The following is an 18,082-nucleotide window of genomic DNA, read 5'->3' on the forward strand; positions in this document are numbered from 1 at the left end:
TTAAATTTAAAACTTCACATAAAATTTTGAATGAAATTTTGATATAAAAAAGCGGCTAAATTTTAAAATTTCATAAAATTTAGCCGCGAGATGAGGCGCTTATTGCCTTTCGTAGAAGCCTGCTATGACATCTTTTGACTTCATTTTATTCACGGGATCTTCTTTGCCATTCGTGATAAGTTTAAATTTATCAGACAGATTTACGCTTTTACCCTCATTTACGATAAAATTTAGCTCGATAGCAAGCTTTGATGATCCGCCTTCTTTATGTCCGAAGCTCGCGTCCAATTGTTCTGCGGTTATTTGCGAGTAATAAATGGCTGCTTTTAAGCGCTCCATAATAGAGTCTATGTAGATTTCTGTGTTGCTCTCTTTTAGTATCTCCCCTTTTAATTTGTCGTCACAATCGACCGACTTCCATTTCTCCTCAAAAATTCTATTTTGCCTTTGGTTTTTAAGCGCTTCTTGAAATTTAGCTTCGTTTAATTTGCAGTGTTCTTTTGCCAGCTTAAGCAAACCCTGCGCGTCGTAAGCCTTACCCTAATAAAAAGTCATAACCCTTTTTAAAGACGAGTCCAACATCTCTTGTTTATATGATTTAAGCCTCTGCTCTACATCCACGTCGCAGACCATCTTAACCGTTTTTAATCCGCTATTTTCCTCTTTACTCCACGTGATATTTTTGCAGATTTTCGAACCTCGATCGCCGTACCGATACTCATAGATTCAAAATCTGGCAGAGTGTAGTTTTTCACAAGTCCCACATCGTCATCGCCGCATCCTGCAAAAATAAATGCCGCAAGTGCAGCGCCTAATGCGTATTTCATACTCGCTCCTTCAAGAAAAGTTAACGAGCAATGCTACCCATCTCTGTTTAATAACGGATAAATTTAGAGCCGAAATTTGAGATAAATTCGTGAAGCACGTGGTTAAAAGCGTGAAAGATAAAATTTAAAGATGGAATTTTTAAAAGAATTCGGCGAGAGAGGGAGGGAATCGAACCCCCCGGAAAACGGTCAACCGCCCTCCTATCGGATTTGAAGTCCGCAGACGCCACCAGGTCGCCATCCTCTCCAAATGCGGGAATTATAGCAAGATAAAATTTATTTAGCTTTAAAGAGGCTAAATTTTAAGCCCTTTCGGCTCATTATTAGCGACGGCAGGATTATGAGCGCGCCCAAAAGCAGCAGGCTCATCACCAGACATATCAGCAGGCCGAAGTAGATCGTAGGCCAGAAATTACTCATCATCATCACGCTAAAGCCCAAAATGATCGCAAACGACGTATAATACATCGCGTATCCGATGCTTGCGTGGCTCGCTCGGATCGCCGCAGCCTCGTCGCCCAGGCGCGCAAACTCCCGCTTGTAGCGGTAGATGTAGTGGATGACGTCGTCAACGCCGATACCGATGCTAATCGCCGCTATCGTGATGCTCATAATATCTAGTGGAATGCCCGCAACCCCCATAATGCCGAAGCAGGCGCAAAGCGGGATCAAATTTACGACGATCGCGATAAGAGCGTATGAAAACGAGCGAAAGATGATCACGAAAAGCACGAAAAGCACGAGCACGGTAATACCCAGAGTGCCTATCTGCGAGCTCATCAGGCTTTGAAGCATATTGTTATAAAGCACCATTATGCCGCTAATCTGCACCGTGACGTTATCATTGGCGAGCAGGGAGTTCAGATCGCGCTTAAGATCGGCTAGGAATTGCGCTCTGCGAAGATTCGGATCGCTATCTATCGTGCGGATGCTAAAGTGCGCCTCGTTTGCCTCAATATTTACAAAGGGCGAAAGCACCAATTCGCGGTAGTTTGCGGGCATTTCAGAGTAGATCAAAGCAAGGCTTAGATCGTCCAGATCGCGCCCCTGATTAATCTGCTTGCCGAGCTTTAAAAGCGATGCGAGCGAGCTTACGTTGCCGATAAACTCATGCCCCGTGACGTTTTTATCCTTCAAAAAATCATCTATTTTGCCGATGATACGCATCTTTTCGGAGGTGAACCAATACTGCGGCTTGTTTTCGTTGGCGGCGTATTCGGCTTCGAAATCGCCAAAATCGTCGCTCGCGGTGGAATTCTGCTCTAAATTTGCGGCGTGGGTTTGATCCGAATTTGCGGCGTCGCTTGGTTGTGTTGCCGCAGCGGAGTTTTGCTCGGAAAAATTTTGATCATTGAAATTTTGCGCGATAGAATTTTGCTGAGTAGAATTTGCAACAAAATTTTGTCCTGTGGGATTGGAATTTTCGCCACTCTTAGAATTTGCGCTGCCGCTTGCGGAATTTTCGCTCTCGCTAGCGGGATCTGCGCTGCTCGCGCTTTTAAATTTAACGACGATATCAAGCGGGATCGTTCCGCCGAGATTTGTATCGATGACCTCCATACCTGCGCGGATGTCGGTGCTTTTTTTGAAGTAGCCGATGAAGCTATTTTCGACGCGCAGCTGCGAGATACCGTACAGCCCAAAGATCACCGCCGCAGCGCACACTCCATAGACCGCGCCTCTGCTACGCAGCGCCGTTTCGGCGCACCAAAGCGTAAATTTAAAGTGCTGCTCGAAGCTGCGGTTATTGTGCGTGCGCGGCAGAAGCGACATAACCGCGCCGAATACTCCAAACGCCGTAACTAGCGAGATACTGATGCCTACGCTCATCATAATTCCCAGAGAAATTACGGGTTTTATATCGCAAAAAATTAGCGACATAAAGCCGATAACGGTCGTAAAGATCGCGAAAAAGCAGGGTCTTGCGCGTTCGCGAAGCACTGCGTAAACGAGCTGGCGCTGCGAAAATGCGTGAAAGCGCGCGCTAAACTCGCGGTAGGCGACGATTAGGTGGATACAGACCGAAACCGTGATGATGAGCTGAAGCGCTATAAAATTTGAGCTAATCACCGTGACCTCAAAGCTCAAAAAGCCGAATAATCCCGCTGCGAGCACGACCGAATACGCGCAGATGATAAGCGGCAGTAGGATAAATTTGGCCTGTCTAAAAAAGAGCCAAAAGCAAGCTAGCAGAAGCACCAAAGCGCCGAGTCCGTAGGTCGCCAGATCCGAGCGGACGTAGCCTACCATATCGTCTGCGATCATATTCAGTCCGCCTAGAAACAATCGGTCGCCCGCGAATTCCTTCTCAAAGCCCGCGATCAGCGCGCGCAAAGCCATGATATCGCGGTGATCCTTTTCGCGTAGTTCGTCGCGGTAGGATTTAAAATTTTGCTCCGCAACTTTAAGCGTGTCTTTGAGCTCTGAAATTTGAGCCCCCGAGCGGTTGCCCTCGTGCTCCGCTTGCTCTAGAGCGCTTTTAGCTCCGTCTCTTAGGCGCAAAAGCTCCTCGTAGCGGGTCTGCGGTTTTAAATTTATCAAAATTGCGGTAGTGCGAAAATCGGCGCTTACTAAATTTGACGCGTAAAAGGGGCTCGTGGCAAACTCGCGTCTAGCCGCAGTTAAATTTACGTCCGCGTCGGTAAGAGTGGGTATGTGCTTAAGCAGCTCGCTCATGCCGCCACCTTTGTTTAGCAAAAGCGGTACGTTCGTGATGTCCGTGACGCTAGCGACGAAATCAAGCTTGGAAAAAGCCGCGTCCATCTGCGCTATTTTGCGGATCGTCTCGGGCGCTAAAAGATCGCCAGCGGGAGTGTATGCAAGCACCAAGAAATTTGGCGTTTCGTAGCGTTTAGATACTTCGCGCCAAATTTGAAGGTCTTTGTCATTGTCTAGTAGAAGCGTCTGGCTTGAAGCGTCGATCTCAAGCTTTGTGGAGTAATATCCGAAAAACAGCGCCAGCGCCGTAAAAAGCGCAAGCGTGATTTTCGGAAACGCGACGATTAAGCGAAAAATTTTTTTCAAATACCGCTCTTTTAGGCGCGCTGCTATTCGCCGCTATTGATGACGGTGGAATTTAGCCGCTTTATAAGCTCGTCAAAGCCCAAGCTTTGCGTTACGTCGCCTAGCTGCGAGCGGTAGGTCTGAATGAGGCTGACGCCCACGATATCGACGTCGTAGATGCGCCAATCAGAGCCGGTAGGATAAAATTTAAAATCTATGTCGTAGTTTTTCTGCTCGCCGATGACCTGCGTTTTCAGCACGCGGCGCTTATCGCTCGGGCTTTGTTTACTTAGCACCTTCATATCTTGATCGGTATAAAGCGAAAGCTTTTCGATAAAGGAGCGCTTTAGATGCGCCTCGAAGGCCTTATCAAATTCTGCGATCTGCGCCGGGCTAAGGCTAGCGTAATGCTTCGCAAGGGAGAGCTTTGCCATCATTTTATAATCAAAATAGCCGTCAAAAAGTGCAAAAATTTTTGCGGGCTTTGCGTCTTTTGGAGTACTGCTTCGCATAATATTTACGGCCTCGGCAACCTTTTGGCTCATCACCGGCTCGATATCCGCATCGCTAATAGCGTGCGCCGAAATCAAAAGCGCTCCGCAAAGCGCTAGAACTTTTAAAATTTTCATTTTTATTCCTTTATTAATTTCTCGCGATTTTGCTCGTAAGCATCGCGCAAAAACGGATATAGATCCACTGCATCTTTGGTCATTTTTTCATAAAATTTCGGATCGCGCGAGTAGTCGTTAAATATTCTAAATCCATTGACGGAGTTTCGCACCGTGCCATCTTTAATATAATTTATCGGGTTTGAAAAATAATCTCCGACAAGTCCTGCTGTATCGCGGAGATTGCTCTGCCCCAAAATCGGCCAGACGATGTGCGGACCTGCCGGCACACCCCAGTATCCTAGCGTCTGCCCGAAATCCTCGTCGTGGCGCGGAATTCCGTAGTATTTGCCCGCCATATCGTTAAGCCCGCCGAAGCCCACAGTCGAGTTGATCAAAAACCGCTTCGTCTCGTCCCAAGAATTTTCAAATTTACCCTGCAATAGGTTGTTTACGAGCCTCATCGGATATAAAATATTATAGAAAAAATTTGAAAACGCGCCCTGGATCGGATCGGGCATTACGTAATCGTAGCCGCTGGCTACGGGGGTTAATATGTATGAGTAAAATACGTCGTTAAAGCTCGTCATAACGCGGTTATAGCCGCTAAGCGGATCGAAAACCTCGCGCTTGGCAAACTCCTCGTCAAAACCATCTGTATCGCCAGGCGCTATGTCTTGCTTTTGCGAGCAACCGCAAAGTGCCAATGCCGCGGCTAAGAATAGAATTTTTATAAATTTCAAATGCGACCCTTCTTTATAAATCAAAGTGGCGATTTTACAAATTTAAAGAAATTTTGTCAATAAGGGTAAAATTTCGTATAGAATTTTCCTCTTTATATCGCAGAATAAAGCCCGTAGCTGTTTAAGAAATATATCAGAGGATATATTATAAAATCACGCGAAAGTAAATAAGAAAGGATGAAAATGGACGCAAAATTTGCTTTGGAATTTCTGCTTGGCAACGAAGCATCGCTTTTAGCCAAGCACATTAAGCTGCTTAAGGCTGTGGACGAAACTAAAAGTATTACAAAGGCCGCAGAGATCGTAGGAGTGTCGTATAAAAACGGCTGGGACGCGCTAAATTTAATCAACAACGCGAGCAAAAAGCCGCTCATCGTCCGCACTCAAGGCACTAAGAAAAATAGCGGCTCCGAGCTTACCCCTTACGCTCACAAGCTGATTCGCGCTTATGATGCTATCAGCCACGCGGGCGAGACGTTTTTGAGTGAAATTTTAAAGCTTGATGAGATCACCGAAGAGAGTCTTTTAAGCTTAGAGAAGATCGGTATGAAGCTTTCTGCACGCAATCAGCTAAGTGTTGAGATTACGGATGTTCAAACAGGCGCTGTAAATTCTCAAATCACGGCTAAACTCGCAGGTGGTGAAATTTTATGCGCGACGGTAACCGTAGAGAGCGAAAAAAATTTAGGGCTGAAGGCTGGCAAGGATGTGCTGTTTTTATTCAAAGCCCCAAGCGTCATCATTGCCAAAGGAAGCTCGGAGAAGCTAAAACTTAGCACGACGAATCAAATCAAGGGCACGATTAGCGAGGTCAAAATCGGCGCGGTAAACGCAGAGATCTGTCTAGGCACAAGCTCGCATCAAAACATCACCGCGATCATCACGCGAGAATCTGCCACCGCGATGGGTCTAGGAGTAGGAGATGAAGTGACGGCGATCATCGAGCCTAGCGAGATCATTATTGGCGCGTAATAGGATGAGATCGGGTGCGCAAAATCTTAAAATTTAAGGCGCAAATTTAAAATTTTAGATACAATTCAATTCTGGCGAGAGCCGAAACGAAAGGCATAAAATGAAGTTGAAAGCAGTGCTTTTAGGAATTTTAACCGCAGGCGCGCTTAGCGCAGGCGAGGTCAGCATCGCAGCCGCTGCGAACACGACGTATGCGTTTGACGAGATCAAAGCGGAATTTGCCAAGCTACATCCGCAAACCACGCTAAACGTGAGCTTGGGCGCCAGCGGTGCGCTTAGCACGCAGATCAAAAACGGCGCGCCGTTTGATATTTTTATGGCGGCGGATATGAAATTTGCAGACGATCTGCATAAGGAGGGCTTTGCGACGGCGCCTGCCAAAACCTACGCAAAGGGCAAGGTCGCGATGTTTAGCGTGCGCGGTGTAGATCTTAGCAAGGGGCTTGAAGCTTTAAAAGACCCTAGCGTCAAAACGATTTCGATAGCAAATCCAAAGACTGCTCCTTACGGCACTGCAAGCGTGGAAGCTTTCAAAAAAGCGGGAGTTTACGATGAGATCAAAGGCAAAATCGTAGAAGCAAAATCGATCGGCGAGGCTCTTTCGCAAGCGCTTAAGGCGTCTGACGTCGGCTTTATCGCGGCCAGCGCGATGTATGCGCCTAAGATGGCAAAGGACGGCTGCAACGGCAAGCCTTGCAAAGAGGGAGAGAATTTTATTTTAGTCGATACCAAGCTCTACGAGCCGATAGCCCAAGGTATGGTCGTGCTAAACCGCGCCAAAGACAATGCCGAAGCCAAGGCATTTTATGATTTTATCCTAAGCGACAAGGGCAAAGAGATCTTTGCTAAATACGGATACGAGTTTTAATGATTAGAGCGAGAATCAACGAAATTTTACAAAAAGACGGCATCCATTCTGTAGGATTTATCGCGGGCGGCATCAAGCTACGTGGCGTATTTCTGCAGCTAAGTAGCGAGCTTAAGGTGGGTAGCGAAGTTTACGTGGGCTTTAAAAGCACCGATGTGCTTTTATCTCGCGAAGCCCTAAGTGGTGTATCTAGCGAAAATGAAATTCACGGCAAGATTATGAGCCTAAGCTTAGGTGAAATTCTATGCACGCTCAGGTTTGAAGGCAAGATAAGCTTTGATGTGCTCATTAGCGCGCATTGCGCGCAGGAGCTTGCTTTACGCGAGGGCGACGAGGTTTTCGCATACGTTAGCGCCACTGCGATATATATAGAAAAATATGATAACGATTGATTGTAAGAAAAAAATCAGTGATGATTTCTCGATTGATGCTCGCTTAGAGATTAACAAAGGCTCGTTTGTGTGCCTATATGGGCGCAGCGGCAGCGGTAAGACTACACTGCTGCGCATTTTGGCTGGATTTTTGCGCGCAGATAGTGGTAGCATAAAAGACGGCGATCGCGTGCTACAAGAAGGCAATGAATTCTTAAGTGCGGGCAAGCGCAGGATCGGCTTTTTGTTTCAAGACTACGCACTTTTTGAGAATATGAGCGTGACAGGCAATCTGCTTTTTGCCAGAAACGATCCGCAAAAAGCTGCGATGCTGCTTGAAATTTTAGAGCTTAGCGAGTTTGCAAAATCTGGTGTCGAGGGTCTTAGCGGCGGACAGAAGCAGCGCGTAGCACTTGCTCGCGCACTGATGCAAGAGCCTGAAATTTTGCTACTTGACGAGCCGCTTTCGGCGCTTGATTTTACGATGCGTGAAAAAATCCAAGAATATCTGCTAAAAATCCACGAGCAGTTTCATCAGACCGTGATTTTGGTAAGCCACGACGTAAGCGAGATTTATAGACTTTGCAAGCGGGTTTATGAGATGAAGGACGGCAGGATCGTCCGCACCGGTACGCCGGAGGAAATTTTTCTTAAAACAAACGGCTCGCAGAAGTTTTCTTTCGCGGGCAAGATTGTCGATTTGCAAGCACGCGACGGGGTCAAAGTGGCTGTCGTAGCGATCGGCAGCCAGCTATGCGAAGTGGTGCTAAGCAATGCAGAAGCCGAGGGCTTGCAAGTAGGCGATGAGGTCAAAACAGGCGCTAAAGCTTTTAATATCACTCTGCGTAAAATTTAAACTTGCAGACAGGCTTTTGAATACGCCTAAGTGAGAAATTTCAACTGGATTAGAGATTTTGACGTAAACCCTTGGAATTTTGCGAAATTTTAGCTAGATTTGTCCGCAAAATACGGTGAGATTTTAAAATTTCATTCGCATCGCGCTTAGATTTTCATGAAACACAAAATTTAAACGCAGGCTAGAGTAAAACCGCAACGCGAGACTAGATAGCGTGCGGGAATTAAGCTTTAAATTTTAGATTTTGCGCAGACAGGCGCCGTTAAATTCCTTCTTTGAATTTATTAATTGGTGCGGTAGGTTTATTTTTAAATTTAGCGGCTTTTAGCTTACTTTTTTGGCAGGAGTTGCTTGAATTCTATCATGCGATCTTGGTAAAAAATTTAATGTGAAGTTTCGCGCAAACTTAAAATTTTTAGATTTGGAATTTTGCCTGGATTTTATGGCTTTGAAATTTTAAAAGCTTTAACGGCTCGAAGCTTGCGTGCTAAACTCGCTTAATTTGCAAGCTGTGGCAAGGTTTCGTTAACCCGGTCTTTTAAGTTTGCGAAATTTTAAAATTTTGTTTTGTCAGGCTCAATGTAATTCCACTAAGTTGTTCAGAGAATGCCGTTTGGCTATATCTTGCGTGAAATTTGCGCTCAGATGAATTTTGCCCGCTCAAGTTTTAAAGCCGAGCGAAGCTTTTTAGAATTTAGCTCGGTAAACGTGGTCTTAAAAATTTGCTAGCTTGGTAGGGCTTAAAAGTTTGGCAGAATTCGCACGCTTGAAGGAATTTATAGCCAAGCACTTTTATAAATTCCGCCCAGTTTAGCTTGCACGGAATTTTTAAAATCTCATTTGGCTAAAGCTCTTGCGCAGCTAGGTCTGCGCAGAATTTTTCAAAATTTTATTTTGCAAGACCTTATGGCTATGAGGTTTGCGCAAATTCTATCTAGCTTTGCCTCTAAATTTTAAAGTAGGGCTAGGCTTTTAAGATTTTATAGTTTGGGCCCAGCGGCTCGGCTCGGAGGATAAATGTTTGAAATTCTAAAGGGGCTCGATTACACGCCGTTTCTCGTTTCATTAAAGCTTGCCAGCTTGACGACGCTCGCGTTGTTTATCATCTGCGTGCCGCTCGCGTTTTTTATGGCGAGAAAAAATTTCCGCGGCAAAAGCGTAATCGAATCGATCATCTCGCTTCCGCTGGTGCTGCCGCCCTCGGTGCTAGGCTTTTACCTACTCGTTTTTTTATCGCCGTATTCGGTGCTAGGGGAGTTTTTTGACAAACACTTCGGACTTCGGCTCGTATTTAATTTCAGCGGGCTCGTGATCGCAAGCTGTATCTACTCACTGCCGTTTATGTTTTCGCCGCTGGTTTCGGGCTTTCGCTCGCTTCCTCGCTCGCTTTTTTGGGCGTGCGATTCGCTAGATAAGAGCTATTTTTCCAAGCTTTTTCGCGTCGCGTTGCCTGCGATTCGCCACTCCCTGCTTAGCGCCTTGGTGATCTGCTTTGCGCACACGATGGGCGAGTTTGGCGTCGTGCTGATGATCGGCGGTAGCGTGAGCGAGCAGACCAAGGTCGCTTCCATCGCGATTTATGAAGCGACTGAGACGCTCGATTTTGCGCAGGCTCACGCGTATTCGGCGCTGATGCTTATCTTTAGCTTCGCGGTACTTTTAATGATGCATTTTTTGGGTGCGCGCGGAGCGAAAATCAAAGCTTAAATAGGCTTTAAAACGAAATTTGCTAAAATCCCGCAAAATTTGGAATTTGGCATGAAAAACAAAAAAGACTTCGTTACCGAAAGATTTAACGCCGCCTTGATTTTAGGCGCTGCGCTACTTACGCTTGTAGTAGTTTGTGAGATTAGCTTTTTGCGCACCAGGATCGCTACGCAGCTTGATTTGCGGACGCGCACGGCGATTACTTTACTCAAAAATACCGACGAGTCGCTTTTTAGCGAGCTTGAAATTCTAAAAGAAAATATCCTTTCTTTGGACGCAAGGCATGAGGCTGCGCAAAGCGAGCTTTATGCGGATTTGATCCGCAACGTCGTAAAATCTTCTCATAGATTTGACGCTATTTTTTATCTGCGCGCCCACGGCGCGGAACAGGAGAGCTTGGCGCATTTTTCATCGGATGCGCGCATTTCGGATCTTGGTGAGATACGGCTTGAGGATATCGCAAGCGAGCTAAAAAAGGATGAATGGGTATCGCGCTATATGATGATGGACGGGGCGTGGCGGTATTTTTTGATCAAGCGCGTAAACGCTGATTCATATCTGCTAGGCTTTGCCAATACCGCTAGGCCGATTGCCAGGCTCTCTTCGCTGGGAGATATCTTGGTCTTTAATACCGAAGGCAAATTTTTTAACGCTCCTGGCAGCGCAACCGATATATTAGGGCAGGATTTTGATTTTTCGCGCCTAGGCGAAGTGGTAAGCTTCGAAGACGAATCTGGGCTAAGCTTTGCCTATCTTGCGAAATTTGGAGATAATTTCGTAATGGCTCGCGAACGAGCCGGCTATTTTTTGGGCGCGGACGATTTTATCGTCGTAGCACTAGCAGCGGCGATTTTAGCTTATTTAATCCTTCTAATTTCAAATTTTACGTTTTTAAAAAAGCGCGTTTTTATCCCGCTTGCGGCAGTTCAAAACGCTCTGCGCCAAGGGGATTACCACTCCAAAATTCGCGATATAGAAGCGCTAAATCCGCTAAGCTCCGTCTTAGAAATTTCTAAATCCATAGATGAGGTTTTGAAGTCTAATTTGCGCCACGGCGATTTTAGCCTCAGCTTTAAAGATGCGCTAAAATACAGCTCCCTTTCGGTGCTTAGTATCGATAACGTCGCAGGTACGATCGAAAGCGCTAGCAATGGCGCGCGCGAGCTTTACGGCGATGACGTCGTGGGGCGAAATATCTTCGCGCTGCAAGCAGGCTCGTTTTACGATCACGCCTATCAAACCCAGCGTGCAAACTACGTCAAAGAAAACTACGTCGTAACCCGCCAAGAGACCAAAAACGGCGTCAAAGACCTTTATGTTAAAAAATCTTATATCCGCGACGGAAGTAAAATTTCAACCCTTTTTGTGGTGCTGGATGCGTCAAAATATCGCAGATTTTACGATGAGACTAAGCAAAAATATGAGTATTTAAATCACGCGCCTATCGTTACGCTTGTGTTTGACTACACTTCGGGCAAGATCGTAGATGCTAGCAAAAATATAAAAGAGCTTTGGGGTTACGAAGCGGCGCAGTTTTTAAGCGGCGAGATAAGGCTATGGGATTTGCTGGATGAAAAGGACGCGAATGAGGCTAAAAATGAAATTTTAAACCGCTTAGCCGATATGCCCTCAGAAGAGCTAAGCTTTTCTCAAAGCTATAAAATTCGCCACAACGACAATATCCGCTATAGCTACGAAGTGAGCATCTATGTCAAAAAGTCCGCCGCCAGGGCTGCGTTTTATTTTCAAAATATTGATGACGATGTTAAGGCGATCCGCGGCCTGCAGGAGGATTTGGACTTTTACCGCACCGTAATCGAGACTAGGAATTTTTGCACCTGCTTAATCGATCTTGACGCGCAGACGCTGTCGTTTGATAAAAATTACTTTAAAATTTTAAAATATCGCGGCAAAAGGCTAAACACTGCGATGAGCTTTGGGGAGTTTAGTTATGAAATTTACTTCGCGGATTTAGAGAATTTCAATAAAATGATCCGCGAATGCACCGCCGGGCTTAGAAATGATTTTAGCTGCGAATTCCGTCTGCGAAATGCCGCTAATGCCTATACCTGGATCAGTATGCAAGGCTACGTCACCGAAAAGCACGGCTCTCGCTCTCGCCTTGTAAAAACTACGCTCGAAGATATCAGCTCGCGCAAGCAGACGGAGCTGGAGTTAAATTTAAACGCTAACGTGTTTTCGCGCTCGCTAGAGGCGATCTTAATCACAGATGAGAGCGGTCGCGTGCTGCGCGCTAATAACGCCTTTTATGAAATCACTGGCTATAGCGAAAGCCAAACCATCGGCAAAATTCCAAATTTCTTCGCTCCTACGGAGGGCGGGGCAGACGTGATGGAGAGGATTAGAAAAAATCTCGTCGGCAAACAGACCTCTTACAAAGATGAAATTTACGGGCTAAAAAGAGGTGGTGGCACCTTTCCTGCGCTATTTACGGCAATTGCGATAAAGGATGATTTTTCGCTTACTTCAAATTTCATTCTGATGTTTACCGAAATTTCGCAGATCAAACAAAAGGAGAGCGAGCTAGCCAAGATCGCCCATCACGACGCGCTTACCGGGCTTCCAAATAGAGTGTATTTTATGAAGGCTGCGCAGAGATTTACCGCAAACTCGGGCGAAAATTCCAAGCTTATGGCAGTGCTTTTCATCGATTTTGACGGCTTTAAGGCGATCAACGACACCTACGGGCACGAGGTCGGCGATATGTTTTTGCAGGCTATCTCAAAGGCGATGAGCGGACTGCTGCGTAAAGGCGATATTTTAGCGCGCCTAGGCGGTGATGAGTTTGGCGCCATTATCGGCGATCTGCAAAGCAAGGATGCCGCGCATGTGCTATTAGATCGTCTGCTTGGAATTTCAAAGATGAAATTTAACCTCAAAGGCAACGAAATTAGCGCAAGCATCAGTGTTGGCGCAGCGTTTTACGACGGCAGCGAAAAGATCGATTTTCCAGGACTTTTATCGCGCGCCGATAGAGCGATGTATCGCGCTAAAACGAGCGGTAAAAACCGCTACTGCATCTTTGAGCGCGCCGAAGCAGAAGAACCTAGCGAGGAAGGGATTGCTGCAGCGATCGAAGAGGGAGAGTTTTTCGTGCTCTATCAGCCGATCATTAGCGGCGCACAGATTTACGGATATGAGCTGCTTTTACGCTGGGATCGAGGAAAGCGCGGAATTCTTGCCCCGCAGGATTTTGCGCAGATATTAAGCGAGCCGCGATTTGAGTTGCCGATCTCAAAATTTGCGTTTTCAAAGATGATGAAATTTAACGCTCAAACGGGCGCAAACTGCTCGATAAACGTAAGTCTAGCCGTGCTTGCAAACGACGAATTTTACGATTTCGTAGCTCACAGCTTGCGAGACAGGGCTAATGCAAAAGGCGAGTTGATGTTTGAGATAACCGATTTTAGCGAGCAAAATTTTAAGGAATTCGCCCCTGCGCGTGGGCGTTATGCAGATCTTGGGGTTAAATTTGCTCTTAATAGCGCAAATAAAAATAATATCCCATTCCTGAATGCCCAGCCTTTCGATATCGTTAAAATCGACCGCGAGCTCTGCCTTGACATAGGCAAGAAAAAAAATGCTATCCGAACGATGGTGGAGATCACGGGCAAGCTAAAGCGGGAGTTTGGATTCGCTCTGGGCGCTCAAGGGGTAGAAAACGCGCTATCGCTGCGGCTTTTAAACAATTTGAAATTTAACTATCTGCAGGGAAATTTTATCGCAAAAGCGCTGGATCGCAAAGAGATAGACGCTTTCATCGCGCGATTTAAAGATACGCCCAAGCTCGCAGCCATCGACAAAGATGAGTTTATCGGCTTTTTAAACGCGCTTGATTACAAAGAGCTTGCTTTAAGCTTCATCGCGCGCGCCGATGCGGGCGATCTGAGCCCCGGAGAGTTTGAAGGCTTTAGAGCGAAATTCGGCGAAATTTTAAATAAAACTCAAAGCGCGGGCAGCGAAAAATTTGCGCTAAATACAGAAATACGTAAGCAAATTTTAGATATTCTTTCGCTTGATTACCGCGTTTTGGCAAGCTTCATTCAGAGCTTTAAAACGCGGCTAAATCAGTTCATAAGCGATTTGGAGGCAGCATGATAGATAGCGTTAGCGCCGATTTCGATCACGAGATACCAAACGGCTCGAGGCTGTATTTCGGAAAGAGCGCGCAGCTCAAGCGCGAGCTGGAAAATAAAGCGAGCGAAATCCTCGTTAAAAACGGCTTTAGCGAAATTTTAACGCCATATTTTTCATATCATCAGCACCTAAGCGTCGCGCCGCAAAAGCTTCTTAAGCTCTCCGATCCCACGAACCACGAGCTTGCGCTTCGCGCAGACAGCACCGTGGACGTCGTGCGTATCGTGCGCAAACGGCTGAAAGACGATAAGCTAAGGCGGCTATTTTATGTGCAGCCGACCTTCAAATACCCAAGCGACGAGTTTTATCAGATCGGCGCGGAGCTGATCGGAGAGAAAAATTTGCCCCTTGCGATTAAAATCGCGCAGGAATTTTTTAAAGAATTTGATCTTATGCCCGCGCTTCAGCTAAGCAATATCGAAATTCCGAAAAAAATTTGCGAAATTTTAAACCTGCCGCTTGAAATTTTTGAAAAGGGTAAGATTGAGACGCTGCTTGAGCAAAATTTGCCCTGGTTGGACGCTACAGCTCGCGCCACATCGCTAAAGGACGTGCAAGCTCTGCGCGCGCAGGTGCCTGAAGAGCTAAAGCCCTGCTTAGATGAAATTTTAAACCTAGGCGTGGATTACGAGCATATCTGCGTTTCGCTGCTGTATTACTCCAAAATGCGCTATTATGACGCGCTATTTTTTAGATTTTTAGATGCGGGCGCGGTGTATTGCAGCGGCGGAAATTACGAGATAGACGGGCTAAAATCCAGCGGCTTTGCGCTGCTAGTGGATGCTTTGATAGAAAAAATTATGCAAAAGGATGAGAAATGAGCAAAGTTGACGTAGTCATCGGCGCCCAGTGGGGCGATGAGGGTAAGGGTAAGATCGTAGATATGATAAGCGCGAATTACGATTTCGTATGCCGCAGCAGCGGCGGGCACAACGCAGGCCACACCATCGTTATAAACGGCGAGAAATTTGCGCTGCATCTGGTGCCTAGCGGCGTGCTTCATAAAAATATCATCAACATCATCGGAAACGGCGTCGTGATCAACCCCGACGTACTGATTACGGAGATGGCGCAGTTTGAAAATTTAAAGGGCAGATTTTTCATAAGCGAGAAGGCGTTTTTAAATTTACAGTACCACTCGCTGATCGATCAGGCGCGCGAAAAAAGCAAGGGCGAGCTTGCGATCGGCACCACCGGCAAGGGCATAGGGCCTGCGTATGCCGATAAGATCGCACGCACGGGACACCGCGTAGCGGAGCTTTTGGAGCCTGAAAGGCTCGCCGAGGCGCTATCGCGCGATTTTGCTTCGCATGAGAGCGTTTTTGAAAAAGCGGGGGTTAAAATTCCTAGCAAGATTGAAATTTACGAGGAGCTAAAGCGCTATAAAAGCGCGCTCGAGCCATACATCGCCGATACCACGCACATGCTGTGGAAGGCGCTTGATTACGACAAGCGCGTGCTCGTAGAGGGTGCGCAAGGAAGCCTGCTTGATATCGATCACGGCACCTATCCTTACGTCACGAGCTCGACTACTATCGCGGGTGGGGCTTGCAGCGGGCTCGGGCTCGCGCCGAAAGATATCGGCACGGTGATGGGAATTTTAAAAGCCTACACCACCCGCGTGGGCAACGGCGCGTTTCCTACCGAGGATAAGGGCCCGCAAGGCGAGGCGATGCGCGAGATCGGCAAAGAGTACGGCACCACGACGGGCAGGGCGCGCCGCTGCGGTTGGTTCGACGGAGTGGCTACGAAATACGCCGTGCGCCTTAGCGGCATCGACAAGCTCGCGCTGATGAAGCTTGACGTCTTAGACGGCTTTGAGAGCATTAAAATTTGCCGCGCGTATCGCTATAAAGGCGAGGAGATCGATTATTTCCCGATCGATTTGGAAGCTGCCGAGCCGGTTTATGAGCAGATGCCGGGCTGGGATAGCGTCAAGGGAATTTCAAAATTTGAGGATCTGCCGCAAAGCGCGCAAAATTATATCCGCAAAATAGAGGAGCTAAGCGGCGCGAAAGTGGGTTTCATCTCCACCAGTCCCGAAAGAAGCGACACGATAATTTTATAAAATCGGGCGGAATTTTAAGAATTTTAAAATTCCGCCGTTTGCAAACGCGGGCGGCGCGACCGCTCATAGAACTGAATTTAAAGGAACGATCATGCGAATACGACTACCACACGTGCCATATATCGCGCATAAAATAGCGCTGGATCTGCTAAACTCGGGCTGCGTTACGCTGAGTGCGGGCATAGAGCCCGTCGCGAAGGAAGCCGACGAGATCATAAGAGCCGATCTGCAAAAAGAAAGAGCGATAGACGAGCGCGCAAACGAGCTGATAGATGAGCGCATAAGCGAGCTAGATGAGATGAGCGTGAATAAAAAAGATATGTTTTGGCTCATCAAACGCCATATCGCAAACGACGAGAATTTCGAGCTAAATTTCGAGGATCGCTACGGCACCATATCGCATAAAATTTTAGAAACCGTTTGGAAGAAAAATTTGATCGATTACAAAGTCTCGGAAAATAGGCTAAAGACAATAATTTATAACGCGATCGACGAATATCTTAAAAATTATCAAAAGATTGAGGATGCGGTCTATGAAAAGATCGATGGCTACAAGCAAAAACTGATCCCCGGCACCGAAGAATACGAGCTTGTGTTTGAAAAGCTCTACGAAGAGGAGCTAAGAAAACGGGGCATGCTGTAATGAACGCGTATATCTATATAGAAAACGGCATCTATCTGCAAGCCAAGGCGTTCGGCAAGGGCGGCAGCGCATTCGGCGAGCTCGTGTTTAACACCTCCGCCACCGGCTACGAGGAGATCATCTCCGATCCGAGCTACGCGGGGCAGTTTATTATTTTCACTATGCCTGAAATCGGTATCGTAGGTATCAACGAAAACGACAAAGAAAGCTCCAAAATCCACGCAAGCGGAATTTTCATAAGAAATTTTAACAACGAGCCTTCAAATTTTCGCTCGCAGATGAGCTTGGAGGATTACTTTCTGCAAAACGGAAAATTCGGCGTTTACGACATCGACACTAGATTTTTAACCAAGATGCTGCGCGATCAGGGCAGTCTGCGCGCCTTCGTCTCTACCGAGATCAGCGATAAGGCGGCTCTTAAAAAGGCGCTTAGCGAGTCTGCGCGCATAGAGGAGATCAACTACGTAAGCATCGTAAGCACGAAGGCGCCGTACAAGCACACCTCCGGTCGCTGGGACGCCGCGCGCGGAAGCTACGCTCAGCCCGCAAGCTGCGGCAAAAAGATAGCCGTGATCGATTACGGCGTCAAGCGAAACATCCTAAATGAGCTTTGCGATCTAGGGCTCGGCGTCGAGGTTTTCCCGCACGACGTTAAAGCGGAGAGCTTGATTGCTAAGCTTAAAGAGGGGCAGATCGACGGCGTGTTTTTATCAAACGGCCCGGGCGAGCCTCGCATGCTTAAAGAGGAGATCGCACAGATCAAAAAGATGGTCGAAGCGCGCGTGCCGATTTTTGGAATTTGCTTGGGTCATCAGCTGCTAAGCAATGCGATGGGATATGAGACCTACAAGCTGAAATTCGGCCAGCACGGCGCAAACCACCCCGTGCAAAATTTGCGCACCAAATCGATCGAGATCACCGCGCAAAACCACAACTACAACGTCCCAGAAACGATCGCGCAGATCTGCGAAATCACGCACCGCAATCTTTTCGACGGCACGATCGAGGGTGTGCGCTACAAAGACTATCCCGTATTTTCGGTGCAGCACCACCCCGAAGCCAGCGCGGGGCCTACCGAGAGCAAGTATATCTTCAAAGAATTTCTTGAAATTTTATGATTTTTGAAATTTTGCCCGCATGAAATTTTACCGCGGCCCTGCGGTAAAATTTTAAATTTGCGGGAAGCTTTAAATTCTGACGCGGTCTTTGCATTGTAAATTTAAAGCCCGTCGCAGCCTGGGTAATTGCAGGCTGGAGC

At 46.9% G+C, this 18,082-nt stretch carries 15 protein-coding genes; 10 read left to right on the forward strand and 5 right to left on the reverse strand.

All coding sequences use genetic code 11. The features are described from left to right. Positions 1–99 precede the first annotated feature (99 nt). The 5 genes from Q0274_RS08010 to Q0274_RS08030 form a co-directional block, all read right to left on the reverse strand. Entirely contained in the window at positions 100–516 is a 417-nt protein-coding gene (locus tag Q0274_RS08010) for a hypothetical protein (RefSeq protein ID WP_298028790.1), read from the reverse strand. 128 nt (positions 517–644) lie between these two features. Beyond that, positions 645–827 (reverse strand): hypothetical protein, encoded by a 183-nt coding sequence (locus Q0274_RS08015; RefSeq protein ID WP_298028792.1) that lies wholly within the window; start codon positions 825–827, stop codon positions 645–647. Between the two features lie 276 nt (positions 828–1,103). Next, complete coding sequence (locus Q0274_RS08020; protein ID WP_298028794.1) at positions 1,104–3,851, reverse strand: MMPL family transporter; 2,748 nt, start codon at positions 3,849–3,851, stop codon at positions 1,104–1,106. 23 nt (positions 3,852–3,874) lie between these two features. Then, entirely contained in the window at positions 3,875–4,459 is a 585-nt protein-coding gene (locus Q0274_RS08025) for an ABC transporter substrate-binding protein (protein WP_298028796.1), read from the reverse strand. Between the two features lie 2 nt (positions 4,460–4,461). Beyond that, a complete protein-coding gene (locus Q0274_RS08030) occupies positions 4,462–5,181 on the reverse strand; it encodes a VacJ family lipoprotein (protein WP_298028797.1) in 720 nt (239 codons plus the stop codon). 183 nt (positions 5,182–5,364) lie between these two features. Between Q0274_RS08030 and Q0274_RS08035 the strand changes: the two genes are divergently transcribed. The 10 genes from Q0274_RS08035 (at position 5,365) to carA (ending at position 17,942) form a co-directional block, all read left to right on the forward strand. Continuing rightward, the gene (locus Q0274_RS08035; protein WP_298028799.1) at positions 5,365–6,153 is read left to right on the forward strand and encodes a TOBE domain-containing protein; all 789 of its coding nucleotides are present in this window, start codon (positions 5,365–5,367) and stop codon (positions 6,151–6,153) included. 100 nt (positions 6,154–6,253) lie between these two features. Beyond that, positions 6,254–7,021 carry a molybdate ABC transporter substrate-binding protein gene (gene modA, locus Q0274_RS08040; protein WP_298028801.1) on the forward strand — a complete coding sequence of 256 codons (768 nt, stop codon included), beginning with the start codon at positions 6,254–6,256 and terminating at the stop codon, positions 7,019–7,021. Beyond that, positions 7,021–7,413 (forward strand): hypothetical protein, encoded by a 393-nt coding sequence (locus Q0274_RS08045; RefSeq protein WP_298028803.1) that lies wholly within the window; start codon positions 7,021–7,023, stop codon positions 7,411–7,413. Before modA ends, Q0274_RS08045 begins: the two co-directional genes overlap by 1 nt. Then, positions 7,400–8,248, forward strand: coding sequence for an ABC transporter ATP-binding protein (locus Q0274_RS08050; protein ID WP_298028805.1), 849 nt, complete (start codon positions 7,400–7,402; stop codon positions 8,246–8,248). Before Q0274_RS08045 ends, Q0274_RS08050 begins: the two co-directional genes overlap by 14 nt. A 1,017-nt stretch (positions 8,249–9,265) precedes the next feature. Further along, the gene (modB, locus tag Q0274_RS08055; RefSeq protein WP_298028807.1) at positions 9,266–9,955 is read left to right on the forward strand and encodes a molybdate ABC transporter permease subunit; all 690 of its coding nucleotides are present in this window, start codon (positions 9,266–9,268) and stop codon (positions 9,953–9,955) included. Between the two features lie 51 nt (positions 9,956–10,006). Beyond that, positions 10,007–14,074 carry a diguanylate cyclase gene (locus Q0274_RS08060; RefSeq protein WP_298028809.1) on the forward strand — a complete coding sequence of 1,356 codons (4,068 nt, stop codon included), beginning with the start codon at positions 10,007–10,009 and terminating at the stop codon, positions 14,072–14,074. After that, positions 14,071–14,934: an ATP phosphoribosyltransferase regulatory subunit gene (locus tag Q0274_RS08065; RefSeq protein ID WP_298028811.1), complete on the forward strand. Its 864-nt coding sequence runs from the start codon at positions 14,071–14,073 to the stop codon at positions 14,932–14,934. The genes Q0274_RS08060 and Q0274_RS08065 overlap by 4 nt, the downstream gene beginning before the upstream one ends. Beyond that, complete coding sequence (locus Q0274_RS08070) at positions 14,931–16,181, forward strand: adenylosuccinate synthase (RefSeq protein ID WP_298028814.1); 1,251 nt, start codon at positions 14,931–14,933, stop codon at positions 16,179–16,181. The genes Q0274_RS08065 and Q0274_RS08070 overlap by 4 nt, the downstream gene beginning before the upstream one ends. Before the next feature lie 91 nt (positions 16,182–16,272). Further along, a complete protein-coding gene (locus Q0274_RS08075; RefSeq protein WP_291938351.1) occupies positions 16,273–16,824 on the forward strand; it encodes a DUF507 family protein in 552 nt (183 codons plus the stop codon). Then, a complete protein-coding gene (gene carA, locus Q0274_RS08080; protein WP_298028817.1) occupies positions 16,824–17,942 on the forward strand; it encodes a glutamine-hydrolyzing carbamoyl-phosphate synthase small subunit in 1,119 nt (372 codons plus the stop codon). Before Q0274_RS08075 ends, carA begins: the two co-directional genes overlap by 1 nt. Positions 17,943–18,082 lie beyond the last annotated feature (140 nt).

The organism is uncultured Campylobacter sp. (assembly GCF_937973075.1).
GTDB lineage: Bacteria > Campylobacterota > Campylobacteria > Campylobacterales > Campylobacteraceae > Campylobacter_B.